Genomic DNA, 23,976 nt, shown 5'->3' with positions numbered 1-23,976 from the left:
GAGCGGCCCGCTCAACCCACGTGGGTGGCGAGCGCGGCGTCGATCGCGGCCGGGTCGGCCGAGTCCGCCGCCCAGGCCACGTAGCCGTCGGGGCGCACCAGCACCGCCGTACGGCGCCCACTCGCCCAGCGCGCCGCGGTCAGCCGGCCGGCCCTGTCCTGCCCGGCCGGGTGTGTGCGCGGCGCGACGAGCACGAACCGGCCGCCGCGCAGGGCCTCGTAGAGCCGGCCGCCACCGGCCAGGGCGACGTCCGGGACGCGGGTGCCGACGAGCCGGTGGGCGCCTCGGGGAGCGGCGTACCGGTAGCCGATGCCGGTGAGCTGGCCCGCCGCCCTGCGGCGGACGGGGCCGGCCTTGTCGAGGACGGTGGCGAGCGCGGCGCGCAGGGCCAGGGTCCAGGGGCGGTGGGCCATGGCGAGGCGGATGATCCCGCCGCTGCTGCGGAGTACGGACCTGCCGACGGGGTGGCGTTCGACCTGGTAGGTGTCCAGGAGTGCCTCGGGGGCGTGCCCGGTGACGACCTGGGCGAGCTTCCAGCTCAGGTTGGCCGCGTCCTGCAGGCCGGTGTTCATGCCCTGCCCGCCGGCCGGGCTGTGGACGTGGGCGGCGTCGCCGGCGAGGAAGACCCGGCCGACGCGGTAGGCGGGCGCCTGGCGCTCGTCGCTGTGGAAGCGGGACATCCAGCGGGCGTCGTGCATACCGAAGTCGGTGCCCAGGGCGAGCCGTGTGATCTCCCTGATCTCGTCCAGGCCGACGGGCGCGCTGTCGGCGACCTCGGTGCCGCGGCGCCAGCCGATGGCCCGGTAGTAGCCGTCACCGAAGGGAACGAGGAAGGCGAAGGCACCGCCGGCGGCGTTGACGGTCAGCAGGGATTCGGGCGGCTGCGTGAGGCGTACGTCCGCGAGGACGACGGAGCGGATCACCGAGCGCCCCGGGAAGCGGAGCCCGACCGCCTGCCGCACGCGGCTGCCGATTCCGTCCGTGCCGACGGCGTACGCCGCCCGCAGCGACTCCGCCCGGCCGCCGGGCCCGCGGACCTGGACCGTGACGCCGTCCGCGTCCTGGGCCAGACCGGTCACCTCGGTCTCGTAGCGGAAGTCCACGCCGGCCTTGACCGCACGCCGCTCCAGGGCCTCCTCCACCTCGTACTGCGGGAGGACGAGCACATGGTTGAAGCGGGAGGGCAGGGCGGAGAGGTCGATGCCGAGCCGGCCGAAGAGCCGGAGCCGGGTCAGGGAGCGGCCGACGGACTCCAGGCCGTCGGCGAGGTCGCGGGCGTCGAGCTGTTCGAGGGTGCGGGCGTGCAGGACGAAGGCGCGGGACAGGTTGCTGACGCGGTGTGCCCGCTTCTCGACGAGGGTGACGGGGACGCCGGCGGCGGCGAGGTCACCGGCCAGGAGCAGTCCGGTGGGGCCGGCACCGACGACGATCACCGGGGTGCGGTTTCCAGTTCCAGTTGTGCCGGTCATGGCGACCTCCTGAGGACAACAACTGTTGGCCAACACCTGTTGGCCTACGCTTGTTGGCCAACGTAGTGCGACAGGGTGGACGTGTCAACACGTGTTGGCCTACGTTTGTTGGCATGCGTGACAGTGCCTTCACCCCTCCCACAGCATCCGCGGCGGCGCCCACCCCCGCCCGCCGCTCCGACGCGACCCGCGCCGCCATCCTCGACGCTGCCCGCGAGCGCTTCGCCGCCGACGGGTACGAGCGGGCCACCATCCGGGCCATCGCCAAGGACGCGAACATCGACCCGTCGATGGTCATGCGGTACTACGGCAACAAGGAGGGCCTGTTCGCGGCGGCCGTCACTCTTGATCTACAGCTTCCCGACCTGGCCGCGCTGCCCCGCGACGAGGCCGGACGGACGCTGGTGTCGCACTTCCTCGACATCTGGGAGGCCAACGGGGAACTCACGGCGATCCTGCGGGTCGGCGTCACGAACACGGCCGGGGCCGAGCGGATGCAGCAGGTGTTCCGGGACCAGTTGCTGCCGGTGGCCCGACAAGTGTGCCCCGACCCCGAACAGGTCCCGGCCCGGGCCGCGCTGTGCGCGTCGCAGCTGCTGGGGCTCGCGTTCACCCGCTACGTGCTGCGACTGCCACCGACCGTCGCCCTGGCACGTGAGGAGATCCTGGCGTGGCTCGCACCCACCGTGCAGCGGTACCTGACCGCGCCGCACCCCTGACGAACGCACGCCCCCGGAACGCGCCGAGGGCGCCCACCTCGCCCACGTACGGCGGCTGTGCGCGTACGTACGGCGAGGTCGGCGCCCTCGGGAGGAGTGTGCTGCGGACGGGCCCGCGGCGGGTGGAGGACTCGGTCAGGCCTTGGCGTCGACCTTGGCCTTGACGTCCACGTCCTGGCTCGCGCGCGGCTTCCGGTCCTTGGACTTGTCCAGGACCATGACCAGGCCGGTGATGACCAGGAACAGCAGGAGAGGGAGACCGACGAACAGACCCAGCGTCTGGATGACGCTCAGGCCCGGGCCGGGGTCGTCGCCGTCGTCGCGGGTCAGCGCGAGCGCGGGAGACGACATGAGCAGCATCATCAGCGTCGTACCGGCGGCCAGAGCGCCGGCGCGCAGGGCGTTCTTCTTGTCCACGGTGCAAACGTAGCGAACGCCGGAACCGGTCGCGCGCGCGGGGTACCGTATCCGCGCCCGAGCACCGGCGTGAGCGGCCCGGCAGGTCAGCCCGCGTCGCCCGGCGCGGTGCGCGCGTCCGTGCGCAGCACGTCCGTCAGGGCGTGCAGCCGAGGGGAGGCGGCAAGGTCCTCCAGGGTCACCGGACGGCCCTCGGCATCCGCGACCGGCAGGCGCCAGTTCGGGTACTGGTCCCAGGTGCCGGGCAGGTTCTGCGGACGCCGGTCGCCGACCGCGTCCGGCAGCCACAGGCCGATCATGCGGGCCGGGGTACGCAGCAGGAAGCGGTGGACGGCCTGGATCCCGGCCTCCTCCGAGGCGGCGTCGGCGCCGCCGCCCGCGTCCCGCAGCAGGCCCAGTTCCGCCAGCAGCGCCAGCCACTCGTCCGTGTCCGCGGCCGCCTCCGCGCGCTCCTCCGCCAGCGGGCGGGTGAGCAGGCCGAGCCGGTGGCGCAGTTCGACGTGTTCGCCGGTGAGGCGGGCCGCGGTGGACGGCAGGTCGTGGGTGGTGGCGGTGGCCAGGCAGTCCGCGCGCCAGCGTTCGGGGGGCAGCGGGCGGCCCGAGCCCTCCCAGTCCCGTTCGAACCACAGCACCGAGGTGCCGAGCACCCCGCGCCGGTCCAGGGTCTCGCGCACCCCGGGCTCCACCGTCCCCAGGTCCTCGCCGATCACCACGGCCCCCGCCCGCGAGGCCTCGAGGACCAGCACGGCGAGCATGGCCTCGGCGTCGTAGCGGACGTACGTGCCCTCGGTGGGCGGCAGGCCCCGCGGGATCCACCACAGCCGGAACAGGCCCATGACGTGGTCGATGCGCAGCGCGCCCGCGTAGCGGAACAGGGCGCGCAGCAGCCGCCGGAAGGGCGCGTAGCCGGAGGCGGCGAGCCGGTCGGGGCGCCAGGGTGGCAGGCCCCAGTCCTGGCCGCGCGCGTTGAAGGCGTCCGGCGGGGCGCCGACCGACATGCCCGCCGCAAAGTGGTCCTGCTGCGCCCAGGCGTCGGCCCCGCCGGGGTGCACGCCCACGGCGAGGTCGTGCACGATCCCGATGCCCATGCCCGCCTCGCGCGCGGTGCGCTGGGCGGCGGTGAGCTGGGCGTCGGTGAGCCAGGCGAGCCAGGAGTGGAAGTCGACGCGGTCCCTCAGCGCGGCGCGGGCGCGGACGGTCTCCGTCGAGCGCGGGTCCCGCAGCCCTTCGGGCCACCGGCTCCAGTCCGCGCCGTGCACCTCGGCGAGGGCGTACCAGGTGGCGTGGTCCTCCAGGGCCCGGCCCTGCTCGGCGAGGAAGTCGGCGTAGGCGGCGCGGCGGCCGGGCCCGAGCGGCACCCGCCGCACCAGCTCCAGCGCCTCCCGCTTGAGCTCCCACACCGCGTCCCGGTCGATCAGCGCGCCCTCGCCCAGTACGGCGGCGCGCAGCCGGCCGGCCCGCTCCCTCAGGGCCCGCAGCCGCTCGCGGTCCTCGGCGTACGCGAACTCCGGGACGTCCTCGACGCGCAGGTGCACCGGGTCGGGGAAACGGCGCGAGGAGGGACGGTAGGGGGACGGGTCGGCGGGCGGTCCGGGTACGGCCGCGTGCAGCGGGTTGACCTGGACGAACCCGGCGCCCAGCGCCCGTCCGGCCCAGCCGCTCAGCTCGGCGAGGTCGCCGAGGTCGCCCATGCCCCAGGAACGGTGGGAGAGGAGGGAGTACAGCTGGACGAGCAGCCCGTACAAGCGTCCCGCCGGGGTGGGCAGCCGGGGCGGGGCGGCGATCAGGTGCGCCCGCGCGGTGCGGCCGTCGGGGGCGGTGGCGGTCAGCCGGTGGACGCCCGGCAAAAGGCCCTCCGCCCCGCCGGCCCGGTCCACTCCGTGCACCCACGTGCGGGTCCCGCCCTGCTCCGTCCCGACGTCCAGCCGGGTGCCGGGCGGCAGCCCGGCGAGGGCGGCCGGCGGCAGCCCGGCGTCCGCCTCTGCCGCCGGGTCGCCACCCACGCGGGCGTCAGGCACGGGGCCCAGCCAGCACACGACCGTCGGTGGCAGCAGCCGTTCGTCCCGTTCCCGTTCGCGGGTGGTGAGCGCGGCGCGGGCGGCCGCGGGGGTGCTCGCGTCGACGTCCAGGGCGGCCAGGGCTGCGACGACCGCGGTGGCGGAGGCGGTGACCGTGCGACCCGGGGAGGGGCTGTAGGAGGTGGCCACGCCATGCAGCGCGGCGAGCCGGGTCAGCTCGTCACCGAGAGGTCCGGGAGGTCCGGGAGGTCCGGGAGGTTCGTCCGGCCGCGGTTCCGTCATCTACAGCTCCGCGCGACGGGGGTCCTGTTCGGTCGACTCGGCGACCGACTCGCTGGTCAGGGGGGCCGTCTCGGCGAGCGGCGGCTCGCTGGTGAGGGGCTCGGCGTCGGGCAGCGGCGGCTCGCTGGTCAGCGGGACGTCGGCACGGGTGTCCTCCGCGCTGAACACGCTCAGGCCGGGGTCGGCGGGCAGCCGGCGCTCGGGCGGCAGTCCGGCGGGGGACGGCAGTCCGGTGGTGGACGGCAGGTCGTCGGTGGGCGGCAGGTGGTCGGCGGGCGACTCCGCCACGTGTTTGGACAGGGCCGAGAGCAGAAGGTGCGCCGGTGCGGCCACGGGGGCCTCCTTGTCGAGTACGGCATCAAGGGGATTACCGCAGCCCTACCCAGTGCACGCCACGGCAGACGTAGGAAGACGACCCGCGTGCCGCCGGTCACATTCACCTTCACCAGGTTGGGGCAATCTCGGCACAACGGCCACTCTCGTTGACACCTTCCCCCGGGGATGGTGTGGTCGGGAGTCTTCGACACCGCCTTCGGCTCCGCCCGGCCAAGGCCGATCGACGAGGAGGGGCCGTGCGGCTTCGGCGCGGTAGGGGGCACGGGAAGAGTACGGCCGCACTCGCGTTCGCCGTCGTGGCCGGAACACTGGGAGCCGCGCCCGCGGCCGTCGCGGCGCCGTCCGCCCCCGACCCCGGCACCGGCCTTCCGGCCACGACCCCGGAGCACCCCGCCACCTCCTCCTCCGACCTCGCGGTGTGGCCGCGCCCGCAGTCCCTGCGGGCAACCGGCGGCGCGGTGACGGTCGCCGACCGGGCCGTCGCCCTGGTCACCGACGCGGAGGCGGACCCGTACGCCCTGAGCGCGCTGCGCTCGCTGCTGTTCGAGGCCGGGGCCCGGACGGTCACGGACCTCGCCGGCTCGGACCCGGTTCCGGCGGGCGCCCTGGTGGTGCGCGCGTACACCGAGCGGGCGCACAGCGACCCGCGGCACGCGCTGCCCTCCGGCGGTTACCAGATCACCACCGGCGGCGGCTCCCTGACGCTCACCGGCGCCGGGAAGGACGGACTCTTCCACGCCGTGCAGACGCTGCGGCAGCTGCTGCGCCCCGACGGGACCGTCCCCGGCGTGACCGTCCGGGACTGGCCCGGCACCGCCGTGCGCGGCACCACCGAGGGCTTCTACGGCACCGCGTGGACGCAGCAGCAGCGGCTCGCCCAGCTGGACTTCATGGGCCGCACCAAGCAGAACCGTTACCTGTACGCCCCGGGCGACGACCTGTACCGCCAGGAGCGCTGGCGTGAGCCGTACCCGGCCGCGCAGCGGGCCGCCTTCCGGGAGCTGGCCGACCGGGCGCGCGCCAACCACGTCACGCTCGGCTGGGCGGTGGCGCCGGGCCAGTCGCTGTGCTTCGCCTCGGACGACGACGTACGGGCGCTGACGCGCAAGGTGGACGCGATGTGGGCGCTCGGATTCCGGAGCTTCCAGCTCCAGTTCCAGAACGTCAGCTACAGCGAGTGGCACTGCGGCGCGGACCCGGCCCGTTTCGGTTCCGGCCCGGACGCGGCGGCACGGGCGCAGGCGCGGGTGGCGAACGAGGTCGCCCGTCACCTGGCGGAGCGGCACCCGGGCGCGGCGCCGCTGTCGTTGATGCCGACGGAGTTCTACGAGGACGGCACGACGCCCTACCGGCGGGCGCTGGCGTCCGCGCTGGACGCGTCGGTCCAGGTCGCCTGGACCGGGGTGGGCGTGGTGCCGCGGACCATCACCGGCGACGAGCTGGCCGACGCCCGCGCGGCGTTCGGGCACCCGCTGGTCACCATGGACAACTACCCGGTCAACGACTACGCCGAGGACCGCATCTTCCTCGGCGCGTACACCGGGCGCGAACCGGCCGTCGCCAACGGCTCGGCCGCCCTGCTGGCCAACGCGATGGAGCAGGCGGAGGCCTCCCGCATCCCGCTGTTCACGGCGGCCGACTACGCCTGGAACCCCCGCGACTACCGCCCCGAGGAGTCCTGGCAGGCGGCCATCGCCGACCTCGCCGGGGGCGACGCACGACGTCACGAGGCGCTGTCGGCGCTGGCCGGCAACGACGCGTCCTCAGTGCTCGGCGGCACCGAGTCGGCGTATCTGCGCCCGCTGATCGCGGCCGTGTGGCAGGCCCGTACGACGACGGACCGGGGCGCGAACGAGCGTGCCGAGCAGCGGCTGCGCGCCGCCTTCACGACGCTGCGCGACCTGCCCCGGGGGCTGGCGGGCGATGGCACCCTGGCGGCCGAAGTAGCTCCGTGGTCCGCGCAGTTGGCCCGCTACGGCCAGGCCGGCGAGGCGGCGCTCGACATGCTCCACGCGCAGCGCTCGGGCGACGCGACGGGCGCCTGGACCGCGTATCGGACGCTGGACCGCCTGCGGGCCGGGATCAAGCAGGCCGACGTGACGGTCGGCAAGGGCGTACTGGACCCCTTCCTCGACCGGGCGCAGCAGGAGTACGAGACCTGGGCGGGCCTGACGCACGAGCCGGCCGCCGACCCGGGCGGGGCGCCGGACGGCCGCACGGTCCGCTTCCCGCACGCCCGCGCCCTCACCGCCGTGACCGTCCTGAGCGACCCCGAAACCTCCGGCGCCGTCGAGGTCCACGTCCCCGGCCAGGGCTGGCTCCGCGTGGGAACACTGGCCGAGCGGGGCGCGACGGAGATCTCCACCGCGCAGTCCCCGTCCCCGGGCGGCCCGGTGACGCACCCGCCGGCCCTCTGGCCGCCGGTCTCCCCGGCTCCGGACCTCTGGACGCGCCCGCCGGCCCTCGTGCAGCCCGCTCCCCCGCCGGCCGGCACCCGCGTCGACGCCGTCCGCGTGACCGGCGCCTACCCCTCCCGGGTGCGCCACCTGGTCCCCTGGTTCGCGGACACCCCGGTCGCGGACCTGGAGCTGCCGCGCGCCGAGGCCGACGCGGAGATCGGCGGCACGGAGCGGCTGACCGCCCGGCTGTCCTCCGGCCGCCCCGCCGACGTGCGGGGCAAGGTCACCGTGAAGGCTCCCGAGGGCGTCACGGTCCGTGTCCCCACCACCTCGGTCACCGTGCCCCGCGGCACCACCGTGGACGTCCCGGTCGAGGTGAGCGTGCCACCGTCCTCGCCCTCGCGCGCCTACGACATCCACGTGACCTTCGCCGGAGTGACCCGCACCCTCACCGTCCGCGCCTTCCCGCGGACCGCCGGCCCCGACCTGGCGCGCACCGGCACGGCGAGCTCCTCCGCCGACGAGACCCCCGACTTCCCGGCGTCCGCCGCGATCGACGGCAACCCGGACACTCGCTGGTCCTCCCCCGTCGACGACGGCGCCTGGTGGCAGGTGGAGCTCCCGCACCCGGTGCGCCTGGGCAAGGTCGCCCTCCACTGGCAGGACGCCCACCCCTCCGCCTACCGCATCCAGGTCTCGACCGACGGCCGGCGCTGGCGCACCGCCACCACCGTCCGCGACAGCACCGGCGGCCGCGAGACGCTGCGCATGGACGCGCGGGACGTCCGCTACATCCGCGTACAGGGCGACAAGCGGGCCACCCAGTACGGCTATTCGCTGTGGTCGGTGGAGGCGTACGCAGTCGCGGACCGAGCCGCGGACCGAGCCGCGGACTGAGCCGCAGACCCAACCGCGGATCGAACCGCGAACCGAACCGAACCGGTAACCGAGCCCGCCGTACCGCGCGCGATCGCACCCTGCGGAGTTTCTCGCCGATCACTATTCACTCAGTACATGTACGTAGTACATACTGAGCCACATGAGCACCCGTCACATCCTGCTGGGCCTGCTCGCCGGAGGGCCGAGCCATGGCTACGACCTGAAGCGACGCCACGACGAACACTTCCCGCAGGCCCGCCCGCTGGCCTACGGGCAGGTCTACACGACCTTGCAGCGGCTGGTCCGCGACGAACTGGCCCAGGTGGAGGGCACCGACTCCGACGGCGGCCCGGAACGCACGCTGTACCGCCTCACGGCCGAGGGCTCCCGGGAGGTGGGCGTCTGGGCCGGGCAGGTCACGCCGCCCGCACCGTTCGTGGCGAACGAGATCTTCGCGAAGGTCGTCGTGGCGATCCTCACCGGCGGTGACCCCGGCGCCCACCTGCTCGCGCAACGCGCCGCGCACATGGAGCGGATGCGGGAGCTGACGGCGGTCAAGACCGCCCCGGGCGCCGATCTGGCGACCGTGCTCTCGGCGGACTACGCCCTCAACCACCTCGACGCCGACCTGCGCTGGATGACCACCACGCAGGCCCGGCTCACCACCCTGACCGCTCTGACCGTGGAGGTCGACCGAGCATGAGCAACCCTCCGGCGCCCCTTGTGGTGGCCCGAGACCTCGTCAAGTCCCATGGCAGGACCCCGGCGCTGCGCGGGGCGTGCCTGGAGCTGTGCGAGGGCGAGATCGTCGCCGTGACCGGCGCGAGCGGCAGTGGGAAGTCCACGCTGCTGCACTGCCTGGCGGGCATCGTCCGGCCGGACGACGGCTCGGTGACGTACCGCGGGGAACGCGTCGACAGGATGGCGGAGCGGCGCCTGAGCGAGCTGCGCCGCACCGACTTCGGGGTGGTGTTCCAGTTCGGGCAGCTGATCCCCGAGCTGACCGTGGTGGACAACGTCGCACTGCCGTTGATGCTGGCCGGAGCCGCGCGGGGGGCGGCCCGGGAGCAGGCGGGGGTATGGCTGGAGCGGTTCGGGGTGCGGGAGCAGGAAGCCGCTCGCCCCGGGGAGTTGAGCGGGGGCCAGGCACAACGCGTGGCCCTGGCCAGGGCGTTGGTGACCGGCCCGAGGGTGGTGTTCGCGGACGAGCCGACGGGGGCGCTGGACTCCCTGGCGAGCGAACAGGTGATGACGGCCCTGGTGGGAGCCGCCCGGGAGGCGGGTGCGGCGGTGCTGCTGATCACGCACGACGCCCAGACGGCGGCGTACGCCGACCGCGAGGTGCGGCTCCAGGACGGCGTGACGGTCGCGTCGGAGGTGCTCGTATGAGGACCGATCTGCGGCTGGCCTGGCTGCTCGTGCGGGGTTCGGACCGGCGGGAGTGGTGGCGGATCGCGCTCACGGCGGTGGGGGCGATGTGCGCGACGGGGCTGGGACTGGCGGCCGCCGTCCTGGCCACGGTACGCGGGCAGTACCGCTTCTCCGTCGGCAACGGCCTGCTCGACCAGCCCGGCGAGCGCTCCGGCGTGATCGTCACGCTGCTGCTCCTGCTGGTGCCCGTGCTCGGCTTCCTCGGGCAGTGCGCCCGGATCGGCGCGGTCCACCGCGACCGGCGAACGGCCGTGCTGCGGCTGGCGGGCGCGGAGCCGGGCCGGGTGCGGCGGATCGCGGCGCTGGAGACCGGGCTCGCCTGCCTGCTGGGCTCGGCGCTCGCCACGGCCGGTGCGGGGGCGGTGCTGGTGGCCGTGTGGGAGCGGCCGACCGCGTCGGCCGGGGCCGGGATGGCGCTGGTCGCGGTCGTGGTACCGGTGCTGGGCGTGGCGGCCGGGGTGCTGGCGCTGCGCCACGTGGTGGCCTCGCCGCTGGGGTGGGTGCGGCGGAGCCCTACGCGCTCGGGGCGTGGTCCGGCGCTGCTGTTCGTGGGCGGGCTGCTGGTCGTGGGCGTGGTGGCGCTGGGGGCGGTGGCCGGTACGTCCGCCGACTCCCGGAACACGGGCCTGGCGAGGGGCCCGGTCATCGTCCTGGCGGCGGTCCTCGCCGTCGGAGCGGGCGCGGTGTGGCTCACGGGCGCCCTGTCCCGGCTGACCGGCCGGCTGCTCGCGGCCCGGACCGGCTCCCCGGCGGTGCTGATCGCGGCGGAACGGCTGCGGGACGACCCGTGGGCGGCGGCCCGTACGCATGCGGCGGTGCTGCTGGTGACGGTCGTCGGGACCGGGTTCACGGGCGTACGGCAGGCCCTGCTCGCCACGTTGGAGGAGATGCGCCGAAAGCACACGCTCGGGACGGACATGTCGTTCTACACGACCGGGCTGAACCTCACCGCCGCGGCCATCGCCCTCGCCCTGGTGATCGTCCTCACGGCGCTCGCCGTCGGCACCGCCGAGTCCGTCGCCACCCGCCGCCGCGCGCTGGCCGCGCAGGCGGCCGCCGGAGTGCCCCGGCGGGTGCTCGCCCGAGCCCTCCTGCTGGAGACCGCCCTGCCCCTGGCCCCGGCCGTCCTCGTGGCCGGCACGGGCGGCCTGGCGATCGGCCTCTGGTACGGCCTCCTCACCACCGGAACCGTGCCGTACACGGCGCTCCTGGTCCCGGCCGCCGTGTACGCCACCTGCCTGCTGGCCACGGCCGCCTCCCTGCCCCTGCTCCGCCGCTCGGTCCGCCCGGCGGAGCTGCGGTACGCGTGAACGTCCGCCGGTCCCGGGGGCACAGGGGACCCCCGGGACCGGACCAGCCGTCTCAGGCTGCACGAACCCACCGTTCGGGGGTCCTCAGCCCGTCGATGTTCCTCAACCCCTGGTTGAGCTCTCATAAGCTGGCCCGGCACAACCGCCGGCCGCAACAGGGGAATCAGCGTGGGAACGTCAGGGACAGCAGGCATAGCCGAGGCCACACAGGAAGCCGCGGCCCCGAGCCCCGCCGCACCACGCGCGTTGACCTCGCTCCTGTGGGCGTTGGCGATCCCGCTGGCAGCCGTGGTGGGGGCGGTCCTCGCTCAGCTTCCCTGGCAGTGGTTCGGAATCGCCGTCGTGGTCATCGCGGGGTTCACCGCGCCCATCGTGGCCGGAGCCGCCTGGAACCGCGCGGGGGCCGCGACCCTCGCAGCCGTCACCACGTTCGCGCTCGGTCTCTTCGCGGGGCCCACCCTGTTCGAGACATACGTCAAGCAGTACGGCGAGAAGGCCGACGTCCTGGTCACCGACACCGCGACGTACCGGAACGCCGGGAGGAACAGCGAACGCGACGTCTGCCGCATCGTGGACACCACGGGCAAGGTCCAGGACCTGACCGAACAGCAGAACTGCCATGGCCAGTTCAAGCCAGGGCAGCACATCATCCTGTACAAGGACCCGCTCGGCATCTTCAGGCCGTGGGCCGAGGCCAAGGACGACCGCGGTTCCGACACCGTCAGCCTCGGAACCACCGGCGCCTTGTTCACCGCCACCGCCGCGGCCCTGTTCTACGCAGGAACGCGACGCCGCTCAGGCCGGGAGATGGACGCGAGAAAGCTCCGCAAGTACGGCCCCCCACGGCGATCGAAGCCGTAACGACAACACCAGCCCCCGCCCAGGCAGAGGCCCAGGCCGAGGCCGGGTGTGACGCCCGGCCTGCGTACACGTACAGGACGCAGGCCGGGCGTCACACCCGTCGGCCAATGCGAAGGCCCGGAATCGTCAGGCGGAGATGCCGTCGATCCGGGCCAGGGCGTCGTCCGCGCCGTACGGCTGCAGGTAGGGCAGCCAGCGCGGGTCCCTATGCCCGGTGCCGATGATGCGCCAGGCCAGGCCCGTGGGCGGGGCCGGCTTGTGGCGCAGGCGCCAGCCGAGCTCGACCAGGTGGCGGTCGGCCTTGACATGGTTGCAGCGGCGGCAGGAGGCCACCACGTTGTCCCAGACGTGCTTGCCACCGCGTGAGCGCGGGATGACGTGGTCGACGCTGGTGGCGATGCCACCGCAGTACATGCACCGGCCCCCGTCGCGCGCGAACAGCGCCCTTCGGGTCAGAGGAACGGGCCCCCGGTAGGGAACCCGCACGAAACGCTTGAGCCGGACCACGCTGGGTGCGGGGACGGTGACGGTTGCGCTGTGCAGATAGGCGCCGGACTCCTCGAGGCAGACTGCCTTGTTCTCGAGGACGAGGACGAGCGCGCGGCGGAGCGGTACGACGCCGAGCGGCTCGTACGACGCGTTGAGAACCAGGACATGCGGCACGGATGCCTCCTTGTACGCCGGCGGCGCGTGGCTCGCGCCGGGGCTGCCTGCAGTCAGTTTCCCCTCATGCCTGGTGAACGCGCCACCATGTCCCGGTAACGGGCTGGGAGTGTTTTCGACCACACCCCATTCATCCCCCGAACCCCGGCCCCTTCACACAGCCTGTTCAGAGACCGGTGGTCACCGTCCCCCCGCGCGTCCTTCCCGGAACTTCACGGGAACCCACACACCCTGCCCCGTTAGTGTGGTGGTTCTGCCCGTCCGGTGATCTCCTCGTGACCCCGTCGACACTGACCCGTGCCGGAGGGCGGATGCACCTGGAGGTACCCGCTGTGTCCCTGTCCGCCGTCCCACTGGCCGTCGGTCCGTCGCCGTCGCCGTCGCCCTCCGAGTCGCCGGCCCTGACGGTCCCCACGCTCCAGGACGCCCACGAGAGCGCGACGAACGCGGCCAGCTGGGTCGAACAGAACTGGTCCACCTGGCTCGCCATCGGCCTGAAGATCCTGCTGATCCTGCTGATCGCGACGGTGCTGCGCGTACTGGTCCGGCGGGCGATCACCAAGGTCATCGACCGCATGGCCCGCACCGCCCAGGCCGTGGACGGCACCGCGCTGGGCGGACTGCTGGTCAACGCCGAGCGCCGCCGGCAGCGCTCGCAGGCGATCGGGTCGGTGCTGCGGTCGGTGACGAGCTTCCTGATCCTGGGCACCGCGGCGCTGATGGTGCTGTCCACCTTCGAGATCAACCTGGCCCCCCTGCTGGCCTCGGCCGGTGTGGCCGGTGTGGCGATCGGCTTCGGCGCCCGCAACCTGGTCACCGACTTCCTCTCCGGCGTGTTCATGATCCTGGAGGACCAGTACGGCGTCGGCGACTCCATCGACGCGGGCATCGCCGTCGGCGAGGTGATCGAGGTCGGCCTGCGCGTGACCAAGCTGCGCGGCGCGAACGGTGAGATCTGGTACGTCCGCAACGGCGAGGTCAAGCGCATCGGCAACCTCTCCCAGGGCTGGGCGACGGCCGGCGTCGACGTCACCGTCAAGGCGGACGAGGACCTGGACAAGGTGAAGGCCACCCTCGACGAGGTCGCCGAGCGGATGAGCAAGGAGGAGCCCTGGAACGAGCTCCTGTGGAGCCCGATCGAGGTGCTCGGCCTGGACAGCGTGCTGATCGACTCCATGGTCGTCCACGTCACGGCCAAGACCATGCCGGGCAAGTCGGTGACCGTCGAACGGGAGCTGCGCTGGCGCGTCAAGCAGGCCTTCGACGCGGCCGACATCCGCATCGTGGGCGACGCGACGGCCCCGGAGGACGGGGCCCCGGCAGTCGACCCGACGGCGAGCATGTCGGCCCCCTCGGCGTTCGCCAGCGCCACCTCGCCGCAGTCCCTCGCGGCCTCGCCGATCCCCCCGCCGACGCTGTCGAAGTAGGGCCAGGGGCCCTGCGAGGAGGCCAGGAAGCCTGCGAGCAGACGGGCGGAACGGTTCAGCACGCTCGTTCGAGCGAAGGGGCGCGGATTCCACCGTGCGACGCGCCCCGCACGCTCCGTCTGTTCTTTCACACGACCGCTCCGCCTCTCTTGACGGCCGCTTCGCCCCGGGCATACCTTCCTGCCACCCGAACAGGAAACTTTCCTAACAGTGGTCTTCAGGGGAGGGCAGGTGACGACACGCATGCCAGGAACCGCCGGCACACCGGGCACGCCACGTCTCCTGCGCGCCATGAACGACCGCGCCGCCCTGGACCTCCTGCTGGAGCACGGGCCGCTGTCGCGCACCCGGATCGGCAAGCTGACCGGCCTGTCCAAGCCGACCGCCTCCCAGCTGCTTGCCCGCCTGGAGGCCGCCGGGCTGGTCCTCGCCACGGGGACCAGCGAGGGACGCCCGGGCCCCAACGCCCAGCTGTACGCGGTCAATCCGGCCGCCGCCCACGCCGCGGGGCTGGACGTCAACCCCGTCCGCATCCGGGCCGCCGTCGCCGACATCACCGGCCGTACCGTCGGCGAGTACGAGTTGCCGACCCCGGTTCGGCGTTCCTCCCCCGGCCCCTCGGGCCTACTCGAGCAGGGGGGACCCCCGTCGCCCGTCGTACGGCAGGTCACCGACGCCCTCGACGGCGCGGTGAAGGCGGCCGGGCTGGGCCGCGGCGACGTGCACCGGCTGGTCATCGGCACCCCCGGCGCCTTCGACCCCGGCACCGGCCGGCTGCGCTACGCCTCCCACCTGCCCGGCTGGCACTCCCCCACCCTGCTTGACGAACTCGCCGCCGCCCTGCCGATGCCGGTGGAGTACGAGAACGACGTCAACCTCGTCGCCATGGCCGAGCAGCGGCTCGGCGCGGCCCGCGGCCACCGGGACTTCGTGCTGCTGTGGAACCAGGAGGGCCTCGGCGCCGCCCTGGTGCTCGGCGGCCGGCTGCACCGCGGCTGGACCGGCGGCGCCGGCGAGGTCGGTTTCCTGCCGGTGCCGGGCACCCCGCTGGTCCGCCAGGTGACCAGGGCCAACAGCGGCGGCTACCAGGAACTGGCCGGCTCGCAGGCCGTCCCCCGGCTCGCCCGCGAACTCGGCATCGAGGACGTGCCCGCCGGTCCCTACCCCGAGGCCGCCGCCACCCTGGTCGCCCGGGCCGCCGACCACGCCACCGGCCCCCACCGCACGCTCCTGACGACGTACGCGACCCGGCTCGCGACCGGTCTCGCCTCCCTCGTCTCCGTCCTCGACCCCGAACTCGTCGTCCTCAGCGGCGCCTCGCTCACCGCCGGCGGCGAGGTGCTGCGCGCCCTGGTCCAGGCCGAACTGGAGGAGCTGGCCGCCTCCCGGCCTCGCCTGGTGGTCGGCGACGTCCGTGAACACCCCGTACTGCGCGGCGCGTTGGAGAGCGCACTCGCGACCACCCGCGACGAGGTCTTCGACACCTCCCGCTGACCGCCGTACGGCTACCGCACCCGCTCCGCCCCTTCCCTCACCGCCCGCCCGTCCCAGGGAGATCCAGCCATGCCCGAAGTGTCCCGGAAAGCGGCCCTCGCCCTCGCTGCCTCCGCCGCCATGGCCCTGCTCGCCACCGCCTGTACAGGTCAGCCCGACAGCTCGGGCTCCGGCGCGAACGACGACGCGTCCAAGGAGACGACCATCAACTTCTGGCACGGCTGGAGCGACCCGAGCGAGGTCAAGGCCGTCACGTCGCTGGTCGCCGGCTTCGAGAAGGCGCACCCCAACATCCACGTGAACGTCGTCGGCAACGTGACCGACGACAAGATCAACCAGGCGCTGCGCACCGGCGGCGACAAGGCGCCCGACGTGATCTCCTCCTTCACCACCAACAACGTCGGAAAGTTCTGCTCCTCCGGCGCACTGATCGACCTGAACCCGTTCTTCAAGAAGGCGGGCATCGACCCGGAGAAGACGTTCCCGAAGGCGATGAACGAGTACACCCAGTTCGACGGCAACCGCTGCACGGCGCCGCTGCTGGGCGACGCGTACGGCCTCTACTACAACAAGGACGCCTTCGCCAAGGCGGGCATCAAGGCTCCCCCGAAGACCTGGTCCGAGTTCGAGGCCGACGCCAAGAAGCTGACGATCACCCGGGGCGACGGCTACCAGCAACTGGGCTTCATGCCGAACTACCACGGCTGGGAGACGCAGACCGAGCACTACTTCGCGCAGTTCTCGCCGACGTACTTCGACTCCAGCGGCAGGTCGAACCTCGCCAAGGACCCCGCGTTCGACGAGGGCTTCACCCTTCAGAAGCGGCTCGTCGACGAGCTCGGCGGCTTCCAGAAGCTGGAGAGGTACCGCGCCACGCTCGGCGACGAGTGGGGCCCCAAGCACCCCTTCCACACCGGCCAGGTGGCCATGCAGCTCGACGGCGAGTGGCGACTGGGCATGGCCGAGGAGGCCAAGCCGGCGTTCGAGATCGGCGTCGCCCCGCTGCCCGTCCCCGACGACCGGGCCGACCAGTACGGCAAGGGCTACCTCACCGGCACCATCGCCGGTGTCGCCGCCACCAGCAAGAAGCAGAACGCGGCCTGGGAACTGGTGAAGTACATCGCCACGGACACCGACGCGGTGGTCGGCTTCGCCAACGACATCCACAACGTGCCCTCCACGCTGGACGCGCTGAAGTCCCCGAAGCTGAAGTACGACCCGCGCTTCAGGACGTTCCTGGACATCGCCGCCGACCCGCACTCGACCACCACGCCCGCGTCGGTCAACGGCGGCCAGTACCTGGTGACGATCCAGCAGTTCGGCTACGACTACGAGAGCGGCAAGGCGAAGGATCTCAAGGCGGGCCTGACCAGGACGGCCCAGCAGATCGACACGGACATCGCGCAGGCGAAGTAGGCGCGCATGGCCACCGTCACCCTGGCGTCCAGGCGCCGCCGTTCGGCGCTGCGGACCCTCGCCTTCATGTCGCCGTGGCTGATCGGCTTCGCGGTCTTCTTCGCGTACCCGCTGATCTCCACCGTCTACTTCTCGTTCATGCACTACGACGGCTTCCAGCCGCCCACGTGGCGGGGCACGCGGAACTGGACGTACGTCTTCGAGAACTACCCCCTGTTCTGGCCGGCCCTGCGCAACACGCTGTGGCTGGTGCTGGTGATGGTCAGCCTGCGGGTCGTCTTCGGGCTCGGCGTGGGCCTGCTGATCACCAGGATCAAGACGGGCACGGGGGTCTTCCGCACCCTGTTCTACCTGCCCTACCTGGCCCCGCCGGTGGCGGCGACCATGGCCTTCGCCTTCCTCCTCAACCCCGGGACGGGCCCGGTCAACTCCCTCCTGGAGAAGGCCGGGATCTCCGCCCCCGGCTGGTTCAACGACCCCGCCTGGTCCAAGCCGGCCCTGACGATGCTCGCCCTGTGGGGCATCGGCGACCTGATGGTGATCTTCATGGCCGCGCTGCTCGACGTCCCCACGGAGCAGTACGAGGCCGCGGAGCTGGACGGCGCCTCGCCCTGGCAGCGGTTCCGGTACGTCACGCTGCCGAACATCTCTCCGATCGTGATGTTCGCGGTGGTCACCGGGGTGATCCAGACGATGCAGTACTACACCGAGCCGCTGATCGCCGGGAAGGTCGCCTCGGGCGTGATCCAGGGCTCGGGCACCCAGTTCGAGCCCGGCTACCCGGACAGGTCCACGCTCACCCTCCCCCAACTCGTGTACAACCTCGGCTTCCAGCGCTTCGAATACGGCTCGGCCTGTGTGGTGGCGCTGGTGCTGTTCGTCCTGTCGATGGTGTTCACCGCGTTCCTGATGCGGCGCCGGGGCGGTCTGATCCAGGCAGGTGACTGACGATGACTCACGTACTGGACACGCCGGTGGAGCCGGGGACCCGACGGCGGGGGCCGGTCTCCCCCGCCGAACGCACGGCCCGCCGCAGGGCGGTGCTGGAGTGGATCGCGGTCCACGCGCTCGGCGTGGCGGCGGCCCTCTTCTTCACCCTCCCCTTCGTCTTCGTCTTCCTGACCTCGTTGATGAGCGACAGCCAGGCGCTCAGCCGCGACCTGATCCCGCACACCTGGGAATGGGGCAACTACCAGAAGGTCTTCGCCACCCCGGGCTTCCTCACCTGGTGGCGGAACACGCTGCTCTACGCCGGTCTGGGCACCGTCCTGACCGTGGCGTCCTCGCTGCCCGTGGCGTACGCGCTGGCCAAGTTCCGCTTCCGGGGCCGCAATCTGTCCCTCATGCTGGTGATCTTGATGATGATGCTGCCCCCGCAGGTGATCATCATCCCGATGTACCTGTTCTGGGCCAAGCAGCTGGACCTGTCCGGCACGCTGTGGCCACTGATCATCCCCATGGCGTTCGGTGACGCGTTCTCCATCTTCCTGCTGCGGCAGTTCCTGCTGACCATCCCGAACGAGTACCTGGACGCGGCGCGGGTGGACGGCTGCGGCGACCTGCGCACCCTGCTGAAGGTCGTCGTCCCCATGGCCAGGCCGGGCATCGCGGCCGTCGCCCTCTTCCAGTTCTTCTACGCCTGGAACGACTACTTCGGACCGCAGATCTACGCCTCGGAGAACCCGGGCGCCTGGACCCTGTCCTACGGCCTCGAGTCCTTCAAGGGCGCCCACCACACCGACTGGAACCTCACCATGGCCGCGACCGTTCTGGTCATGGCCCCAGTGATCCTCGTGTTCTTCTTCGCCCAGAAGGCGTTCGTCGAGGGTGTCACGCTCACCGGAGTGAAGGGTTAGACAGCTATGAAACTCACCGTGGTCGGCGGCGGCTCGACCTACACACCCGAACTCGTCGACGGTTTCGCACGGCTGAGGGACACCCTGCCCGTCGAGGAACTCGTGCTGGTGGACCCGGCGGCGGACCGGCTGGAGCTGGTGGGCGGACTGGCCCGCCGCATCTTCGCCCACCAGGGCCACCCGGGCCGTGTCGTCACCACCTCCGACCTGGACGCGGGCATCGACGGCGCCGACGCGGTGCTGCTCCAGCTGCGCGTCGGCGGCCAGGCGGCCCGGCAGCAGGACGAGACCTGGCCCCTGGAGTGCGGCTGCGTCGGCCAGGAGACCACCGGCGCGGGCGGTCTGGCCAAGGCGCTGCGCACGGTCCCGGTGGTGCTGGACATCGCCGACCGGGTCCGCCGCGCCAACCCGAACGCCTGGATCATCGACTTCACCAACCCGGTCGGCATCGTCACCCGTGCCCTGCTCCAGGCCGGCCACCGCGCGGTCGGCCTGTGCAACGTGGCGATCGGCCTCCAGCGCAAGTTCGCGGCGATGCTCGACCTCGCGCCCGCCGACGTCCACCTGGACCACGTGGGCCTGAACCACCTCACCTGGGAGACGGGGGTGCGCCTGGGCGGCCCGGAGGGCGAGGACGTGCTCCCCCGGCTCCTGGCCGAGCACGGCGGGCCGATCGCCGACGGCCTGCGCCTGCCCCGCCCGCTCCTGGACCGTCTGGGCGTGGTGCCCTCCTACTACCTGCGCTACTACTACGCGCACGACGAGGTCGTGGAGGAACTGCGCACCAAGCCGTCCCGGGCGGCCGAAGTGGCCGCGATGGAGCGCGAGCTGCTGACGATGTACGGCGACCCCACCCTGGTGGAGAAGCCGGCCCTGCTGGCCTCGCGGGGCGGCGCCTACTACTCGGAGGCCGCGGTGGACCTGGCGGCGGCCCTGCTGGGCGGAGGGGGCAACCCGTACCAGGTGGTGAACGCGTACAACAGGGGCACCCTGCCCTTCCTGCCGGACGACGCGGTGATCGAGGTGCAGGCGGCGGTGGGCACCAAGGGCCCGGTCCCCCTCCCGGTCTCCCCCGTCGACCCGCTGTACGCGGGTCTGATGGCGGACGTCACCGCGTACGAGGACCTGGCTCTGGAGGCGGCCCTGCGCGGCGGCCGGGACCGGGTCTTCCGCGCCCTCCTCTCGCATCCCCTGATCGGCCAGTACGCCTACGCCGAGACCCTCACCGACCAACTGGTCGCGCACAACCGGGAGTACCTCGCGTGGGCCTGACCGCAAGCGTCCTCGCGATCGACGCGGGCAACAGCAAGACCGACGTCGCGGTCGTGGCGGCCGACGGACACGTCCTCGCCACGGCCCGCGGCGGCGGGTTCCGGCCGCCGTCCGTGGGCGTCGGGACCGCGGTGGACGCCCTGGAGGAAACGGTCCGGCGGGCGTACGCGCAGGCCGGCGTCACCGCCGCGGACCATGTCGCGGCATGCCTGGCCAACGCCGATCTGCCCGTGGAGGAGGAGCAGTTGGCGTCCGCCCTGCACGCGCGCGCGTGGGGCACGACCGTGGAGGTCCGCAACGACACGTTCGCGATCCTGCGCGCGGGCGTGTCCGAACCGCGCGGTGTCGCGGTCGTCTGCGGCGCGGGCATCAACTGCGTCGGCATGCTCCCGGACGGCCGCACCGCCCGCTTCCCCGCCCTCGGCCGCGTCTCCGGCGACTGGGGCGGCGGCTGGGGCCTGGCGGAGGAGGCCCTGTGGTACGCGGCCCGCGCGGAGGACGGCCGCGGAGCGCCCACGGCCCTGTCCCGCAGCCTCCCCGCCCACTTCGGCCTCGACTCCGTGTACGCCCTCATCGAGTCGCTGCACCTGGGACAGGTCGACCACCACCGCCGCCACGAACTGGCCCCGGTCCTGTTCGCCACGGCCGACGAGGGCGATCCGGTCGCCCGCACGATCGTCGATCGCCAGGCCGAGGAGGTGGTGGTCATGGCCACGGTCGCCCTGACCCGCCTCGGGCTGCTCGACGAGGAGACCCCGGTCCTCCTCGGCGGCAGTGTCCTCGCCGCCCGCCACCCCCGGCTCGACGACGCCGTCCGCGCCCTCCTCGCCGCCCGCGCGCCCAAGGCGGTCCCACGGGTCGTCACGGCCCGTCCGGTCCTGGGCGCGGCCCTCCTGGGCCTGGACCACGTGGGAGCCCCGGCGGCGGCCCGGGAAAGGGTGCGGGCCCACTTCGAGCGGTGAGCGGCGGCGCGCCCGTGCGGGGTGGAGGCACGAGGGAAGCGCGGGCGGGCGCGGGGGGAACCGAACTGGTTCCCCCGGCGTATTCATGGGCAAGGGGTGGTACGGGCGAGCGCGCCGCGGCCGGGCGAGATCCAGTGAAGGCGTGTGCGGATGGCGGTCCCGGCAGCGATACTTGCGGCGACGGATGACCACGGGGGAGGTCAACAGTGACACAACCGCCGACGAGCAGTTCGGCATCGGCGGGCCCGGGCCTGCCCACGCTGCCGGCGGTGCCGCCGCAGCCCGCGGCGCCCGCTCCCGCCACCCGGCCCGCCGCGCCGCCGCGCCGCACCGCCTTCGCCGAGGGTGCCGAGCGCCTGCGCGGCGCCGCCACCACGGAGCCCGGCCGCCTCCGCATCATCGGCGCCGTCCTCGCGCTCCTCGTCGTGGCCTTCGGCGCGGTCACCGCCCTGCAGACCACCGACCGCGCCTCGGCCGCCGACGACGTCCTGCACCGCAGCCAGCCGCTCAGCTCCGACGCCGCGGACATCTACCGCTCGCTCGCCGACGCCAACACCATGGCGACCAGCGGCTACCTGGCCGGCCTCCAGGAGACGGCGGCCACCCGCGAGCGCTACGAGTCCGACGTCCGCACGGCCGCCGCCAAGCTGGTCACCGCCGCCGCCAACTCGTCCCCCGGCAGCCCCTCCGCGGAGACCATCACCAAACTCAACGAACTCCTGCCGCGCTACAAGGGCCTGGTCGAGTCCGCCCGCGCCAACAACCGCCAGGGCTTCCCGGTGGGCGGCGCGTACCTGCGCGCCGCCAATGACACCATGCAGACCGAGATGCTCCCGGCGGCCGAGGACCTGTACCAGAAGGAGAACCAGCGGCTGCGCTCCGACTACGGGGACGCGACACCGTACCCGTGGGCCGCGATCGCCCTCGGCGTGGTCGCCCTGGCCGCCCTCGCCTGGGCCCAGCGGCGCAACTACCGGCGGACGAACCGGGTGCTGAACCACGGCCTGGTCGCCGCCACCGCCGCCACCACGGTCGTCCTGCTGTGGCTGGTGATCGGCCACAGCGTCGCGCGCGCGGGGCTCAACGGCTCCTACACGCACGGCGTGCGCTCGCTGAACGTGCTGCACGACGCCCGTATCGCCTCCCTCAAGGCCCGCAGCGACGAGAACCTGACCCTCGTCAGCCGCGGCGCGGAGACCAAGACGCTGAAGGACGGCTCGATCATGGACGCCTACGACTGGGCGTACGACCAGGAGATCGACGCCCTCACCCGGACGCTGGCCCGGGCCGGCGCCCTCGCCGAGGACCCGGCCGGCAGGAAGCCGGTGAGCACGGCGAGCGAGTCGACGAAGGTCTGGAAGTCCCGGCACGAACAGGCCAGCCAGGCCAACGACTCCGGCGACTACCAGACGGCACGCGACCTGGTCATCGGCACCACCGCCAAGGGCCGGGCGGAGTCCACGGGCGAGTGCTTCGACAGCGTCGACGCCTCCCTCGCCTCGGCGCTCACCCACGAAAGGGGCAGGTTCCAGCAGGCCGCGGAGGACGGCCGGGCCGCCATGACGGGCCTGCCCGTCGGCTCCGCGGTGCTCGCGGTGCTCGGCGCGGCCGGCGCGGTGGTGGGCATAGGGCGCAGGCTTTCGGAGTACCGGTGAAAGGGAGCGTGGCAGCGGTGAGAGGGGGCGTGGCGATGCGAGCACGACGTCTGCGGGCCGGCCTGAAGGGCTGGGGCGGTGTCGGCGCGATGGCGGCCGTCTGCGCCCTGGCGCTGGCGTTCGTCCTGCTGCTGCCCCGCACCCAGCCGGACGGCGCGGGCGGCACCGCCATGAGCGGTCCGCGCGCCGCGCGGGGCACCCAGTCCAAGGCGGACAACTGCGAGGACAGCCAGGCCCAGAACCTGAGCCCGGCCCCGTCGAGCGCCGACGGCCCCACGCTGAAGGCCATCCGCTCGCGCGGCTACCTGTCGGTCGGCGTCGACCAGAACAGCTACGGCTGGGGCTACCGCAACCCGAACAACGCCTCCGGCGCGCTGGAGGGCTTCGACATCGACCTCGTGCACCGCATCGCCGAGGACATCCTCGGCGACGCGGACAAGGTCCAGTTCAGGGCCATCCCCACCAACGAGCGGATACCCGCGATCCAGAGCGGCCGGGTGGACATGGTGGTGCGCACCATGACCGTCACCTGCGACCGCCTGAAGCAGGTGGCGTTCTCCGCCCCCTACTTCCTGACCGGCCAGCAGGTCCTGGCCCCCAAGACCTCGGACATCACCGGGTACGACGACTCCCTCGCCGGGAAGAAGATCTGCTCGGCGACCGGCTCCACGGCCTACGACCACCTGTCCGCGGACACGAAGAACGGCAGCCTCCCCGCGTCAACCGACATCACCACCACGGTCCCCAACCAGCTGGACTGCCTGGTGCGGCTCCAACTCGGCGAGGTGGACGCGGTGGTGACCGACGGCGCGCTCGCCGCCAGCCAGGCCGCGCAGGACCCCACGGTGGCCCTGAAGGGCGCCTCCTTCACCAAGGAGTTCTACGGTGTGGCCATGAAGCTCGGTCCGGACGATCTGGTCCGCCAGGTCAACCGGACACTGGAGAACTACCGCAAGGACGGGGGCTGGAAGGCGTCGTACGGCAGGTGGTTGTCCGCCACGTTGGGTAAGGACTCACCGTCGGCCACAGCGCCGACGCCGGTCTACCGGTGACCGGCCGGGGCACAGGCGACGGACCGGTACCACCCGACAGGACACAGGCGACACGCAG

20 protein-coding genes are annotated in these 23,976 nt (G+C 73.1%); 15 read left to right on the top strand and 5 right to left on the bottom strand.

Going from position 1 to position 23,976, the window contains the following annotated elements; all coding sequences use genetic code 11:
* Window positions 1-11 precede the first annotated feature (11 nt).
* Window positions 12-1,469 carry an FAD-dependent monooxygenase gene (locus tag ACIHCX_RS00270; RefSeq protein WP_400025136.1) on the bottom strand — a complete coding sequence of 486 codons (1,458 nt, stop codon included), beginning with the start codon at window positions 1,467-1,469 and terminating at the stop codon, window positions 12-14.
* Between the two features lie 113 nt (window positions 1,470-1,582).
* Between ACIHCX_RS00270 and ACIHCX_RS00265 the strand changes: the two genes are divergently transcribed.
* The gene (locus tag ACIHCX_RS00265) at window positions 1,583-2,188 is read left to right on the top strand and encodes a TetR family transcriptional regulator (protein WP_400025134.1); all 606 of its coding nucleotides are present in this window, start codon (window positions 1,583-1,585) and stop codon (window positions 2,186-2,188) included.
* Between the two features lie 135 nt (window positions 2,189-2,323).
* Here the strand turns inward: ACIHCX_RS00265 and ACIHCX_RS00260 are convergent, their stop codons facing one another.
* The 3 genes from ACIHCX_RS00260 to ACIHCX_RS00250 form a co-directional block, all read right to left on the bottom strand.
* Complete coding sequence (locus ACIHCX_RS00260; RefSeq protein ID WP_400025132.1) at window positions 2,324-2,605, bottom strand: hypothetical protein; 282 nt, start codon at window positions 2,603-2,605, stop codon at window positions 2,324-2,326.
* Window positions 2,606-2,691: 86 nt separating this feature from the next.
* Complete coding sequence (malQ, locus tag ACIHCX_RS00255) at window positions 2,692-4,905, bottom strand: 4-alpha-glucanotransferase (protein WP_400025130.1); 2,214 nt, start codon at window positions 4,903-4,905, stop codon at window positions 2,692-2,694.
* Complete coding sequence (locus tag ACIHCX_RS00250; protein ID WP_400025128.1) at window positions 4,906-5,238, bottom strand: hypothetical protein; 333 nt, start codon at window positions 5,236-5,238, stop codon at window positions 4,906-4,908.
* Between the two features lie 299 nt (window positions 5,239-5,537).
* Between ACIHCX_RS00250 and ACIHCX_RS00245 the strand changes: the two genes are divergently transcribed.
* The 5 genes from ACIHCX_RS00245 (at window position 5,538) to ACIHCX_RS00225 (ending at window position 12,121) form a co-directional block, all read left to right on the top strand.
* Window positions 5,538-8,537: a beta-N-acetylglucosaminidase domain-containing protein gene (locus ACIHCX_RS00245; protein WP_400025127.1), complete on the top strand. Its 3,000-nt coding sequence runs from the start codon at window positions 5,538-5,540 to the stop codon at window positions 8,535-8,537.
* A 142-nt stretch (window positions 8,538-8,679) separates the two neighbouring features.
* Complete coding sequence (locus ACIHCX_RS00240; protein WP_400025125.1) at window positions 8,680-9,222, top strand: PadR family transcriptional regulator; 543 nt, start codon at window positions 8,680-8,682, stop codon at window positions 9,220-9,222.
* Complete coding sequence (locus ACIHCX_RS00235; protein WP_400025123.1) at window positions 9,219-9,908, top strand: ABC transporter ATP-binding protein; 690 nt, start codon at window positions 9,219-9,221, stop codon at window positions 9,906-9,908. The genes ACIHCX_RS00240 and ACIHCX_RS00235 overlap by 4 nt, the downstream gene beginning before the upstream one ends.
* The gene (locus ACIHCX_RS00230; protein ID WP_400025121.1) at window positions 9,905-11,260 is read left to right on the top strand and encodes an ABC transporter permease; all 1,356 of its coding nucleotides are present in this window, start codon (window positions 9,905-9,907) and stop codon (window positions 11,258-11,260) included. Before ACIHCX_RS00235 ends, ACIHCX_RS00230 begins: the two co-directional genes overlap by 4 nt.
* Window positions 11,261-11,506: 246 nt before the next feature.
* A complete protein-coding gene (locus tag ACIHCX_RS00225; protein ID WP_400025119.1) occupies window positions 11,507-12,121 on the top strand; it encodes a hypothetical protein in 615 nt (204 codons plus the stop codon).
* A gap of 126 nt (window positions 12,122-12,247) precedes the next feature.
* Here ACIHCX_RS00225 and ACIHCX_RS00220 read toward each other — a convergent pair whose 3' ends face one another.
* Entirely contained in the window at window positions 12,248-12,784 is a 537-nt protein-coding gene (locus ACIHCX_RS00220) for an HNH endonuclease (protein ID WP_141360845.1), read from the bottom strand.
* Window positions 12,785-13,116: 332 nt separating this feature from the next.
* On the opposite strand from ACIHCX_RS00220, the gene ACIHCX_RS00215 reads away from it, so the two are divergent.
* The 9 genes from ACIHCX_RS00215 (at window position 13,117) to ACIHCX_RS00175 (ending at window position 23,918) form a co-directional block, all read left to right on the top strand.
* Window positions 13,117-14,211, top strand: a complete 1,095-nt coding sequence (locus tag ACIHCX_RS00215; RefSeq protein WP_400025118.1) for a mechanosensitive ion channel family protein — start codon at window positions 13,117-13,119, stop codon at window positions 14,209-14,211.
* A gap of 243 nt (window positions 14,212-14,454) precedes the next feature.
* The gene (locus ACIHCX_RS00210; protein WP_400025116.1) at window positions 14,455-15,705 is read left to right on the top strand and encodes an ROK family protein; all 1,251 of its coding nucleotides are present in this window, start codon (window positions 14,455-14,457) and stop codon (window positions 15,703-15,705) included.
* A 69-nt stretch (window positions 15,706-15,774) separates the two neighbouring features.
* Window positions 15,775-17,121: an ABC transporter substrate-binding protein gene (locus ACIHCX_RS00205; protein ID WP_400025115.1), complete on the top strand. Its 1,347-nt coding sequence runs from the start codon at window positions 15,775-15,777 to the stop codon at window positions 17,119-17,121.
* A 6-nt stretch (window positions 17,122-17,127) separates the two neighbouring features.
* Window positions 17,128-18,069: a carbohydrate ABC transporter permease gene (locus ACIHCX_RS00200; RefSeq protein WP_400025114.1), complete on the top strand. Its 942-nt coding sequence runs from the start codon at window positions 17,128-17,130 to the stop codon at window positions 18,067-18,069.
* 2 nt (window positions 18,070-18,071) lie between these two features.
* Window positions 18,072-18,977 (top strand): carbohydrate ABC transporter permease, encoded by a 906-nt coding sequence (locus ACIHCX_RS00195; RefSeq protein ID WP_400025113.1) that lies wholly within the window; start codon window positions 18,072-18,074, stop codon window positions 18,975-18,977.
* Between the two features lie 6 nt (window positions 18,978-18,983).
* Window positions 18,984-20,249 carry a 6-phospho-beta-glucosidase gene (locus tag ACIHCX_RS00190; RefSeq protein WP_400025112.1) on the top strand — a complete coding sequence of 422 codons (1,266 nt, stop codon included), beginning with the start codon at window positions 18,984-18,986 and terminating at the stop codon, window positions 20,247-20,249.
* A complete protein-coding gene (locus ACIHCX_RS00185; RefSeq protein WP_400025111.1) occupies window positions 20,240-21,211 on the top strand; it encodes an N-acetylglucosamine kinase in 972 nt (323 codons plus the stop codon). The genes ACIHCX_RS00190 and ACIHCX_RS00185 overlap by 10 nt, the downstream gene beginning before the upstream one ends.
* A 206-nt stretch (window positions 21,212-21,417) precedes the next feature.
* Window positions 21,418-22,866, top strand: coding sequence for a hypothetical protein (locus ACIHCX_RS00180; protein WP_400025109.1), 1,449 nt, complete (start codon window positions 21,418-21,420; stop codon window positions 22,864-22,866).
* Window positions 22,867-22,901: 35 nt separating this feature from the next.
* Window positions 22,902-23,918, top strand: coding sequence for a glutamate ABC transporter substrate-binding protein (locus ACIHCX_RS00175; RefSeq protein WP_400025108.1), 1,017 nt, complete (start codon window positions 22,902-22,904; stop codon window positions 23,916-23,918).
* The last annotated feature ends 58 nt before the right edge of the window (window positions 23,919-23,976 follow it).

It is taken from the genome of Streptomyces sp. NPDC052043 (assembly GCF_044548235.1).
Lineage (GTDB): Bacteria > Actinomycetota > Actinomycetes > Streptomycetales > Streptomycetaceae > Streptomyces.
This window is presented reverse-complemented; position numbering and strand designations above follow the sequence as displayed.

Bases quoted from the DNA above. Each gene is read 5' to 3' on its own strand.
- ACIHCX_RS00175 (WP_400025108.1), top strand. From the start codon at position 22,902: ATGCGAGCACGACGTCTGCGGGCCGGCCTGAAGGGCTGGGGCGGTGTC.
- ACIHCX_RS00235 (WP_400025123.1), top strand. From the start codon at position 9,219: ATGAGCAACCCTCCGGCGCCCCTTGTGGTGGCCCGAGACCTCGTCAAG.
- ACIHCX_RS00205 (WP_400025115.1), top strand. From the start codon at position 15,775: ATGCCCGAAGTGTCCCGGAAAGCGGCCCTCGCCCTCGCTGCCTCCGCC.
- ACIHCX_RS00240 (WP_400025125.1), top strand. From the start codon at position 8,680: ATGAGCACCCGTCACATCCTGCTGGGCCTGCTCGCCGGAGGGCCGAGC.
- ACIHCX_RS00190 (WP_400025112.1), top strand. From the start codon at position 18,984: ATGAAACTCACCGTGGTCGGCGGCGGCTCGACCTACACACCCGAACTC.
- ACIHCX_RS00230 (WP_400025121.1), top strand. From the start codon at position 9,905: ATGAGGACCGATCTGCGGCTGGCCTGGCTGCTCGTGCGGGGTTCGGAC.
- ACIHCX_RS00270 (WP_400025136.1), bottom strand. From the start codon at position 1,469: ATGACCGGCACAACTGGAACTGGAAACCGCACCCCGGTGATCGTCGTC.
- ACIHCX_RS00200 (WP_400025114.1), top strand. From the start codon at position 17,128: ATGGCCACCGTCACCCTGGCGTCCAGGCGCCGCCGTTCGGCGCTGCGG.
- ACIHCX_RS00210 (WP_400025116.1), top strand. From the start codon at position 14,455: ATGCCAGGAACCGCCGGCACACCGGGCACGCCACGTCTCCTGCGCGCC.
- ACIHCX_RS00265 (WP_400025134.1), top strand. From the start codon at position 1,583: ATGCGTGACAGTGCCTTCACCCCTCCCACAGCATCCGCGGCGGCGCCC.
- ACIHCX_RS00195 (WP_400025113.1), top strand. From the start codon at position 18,072: ATGACTCACGTACTGGACACGCCGGTGGAGCCGGGGACCCGACGGCGG.
- malQ (WP_400025130.1), bottom strand. From the start codon at position 4,905: ATGACGGAACCGCGGCCGGACGAACCTCCCGGACCTCCCGGACCTCCC.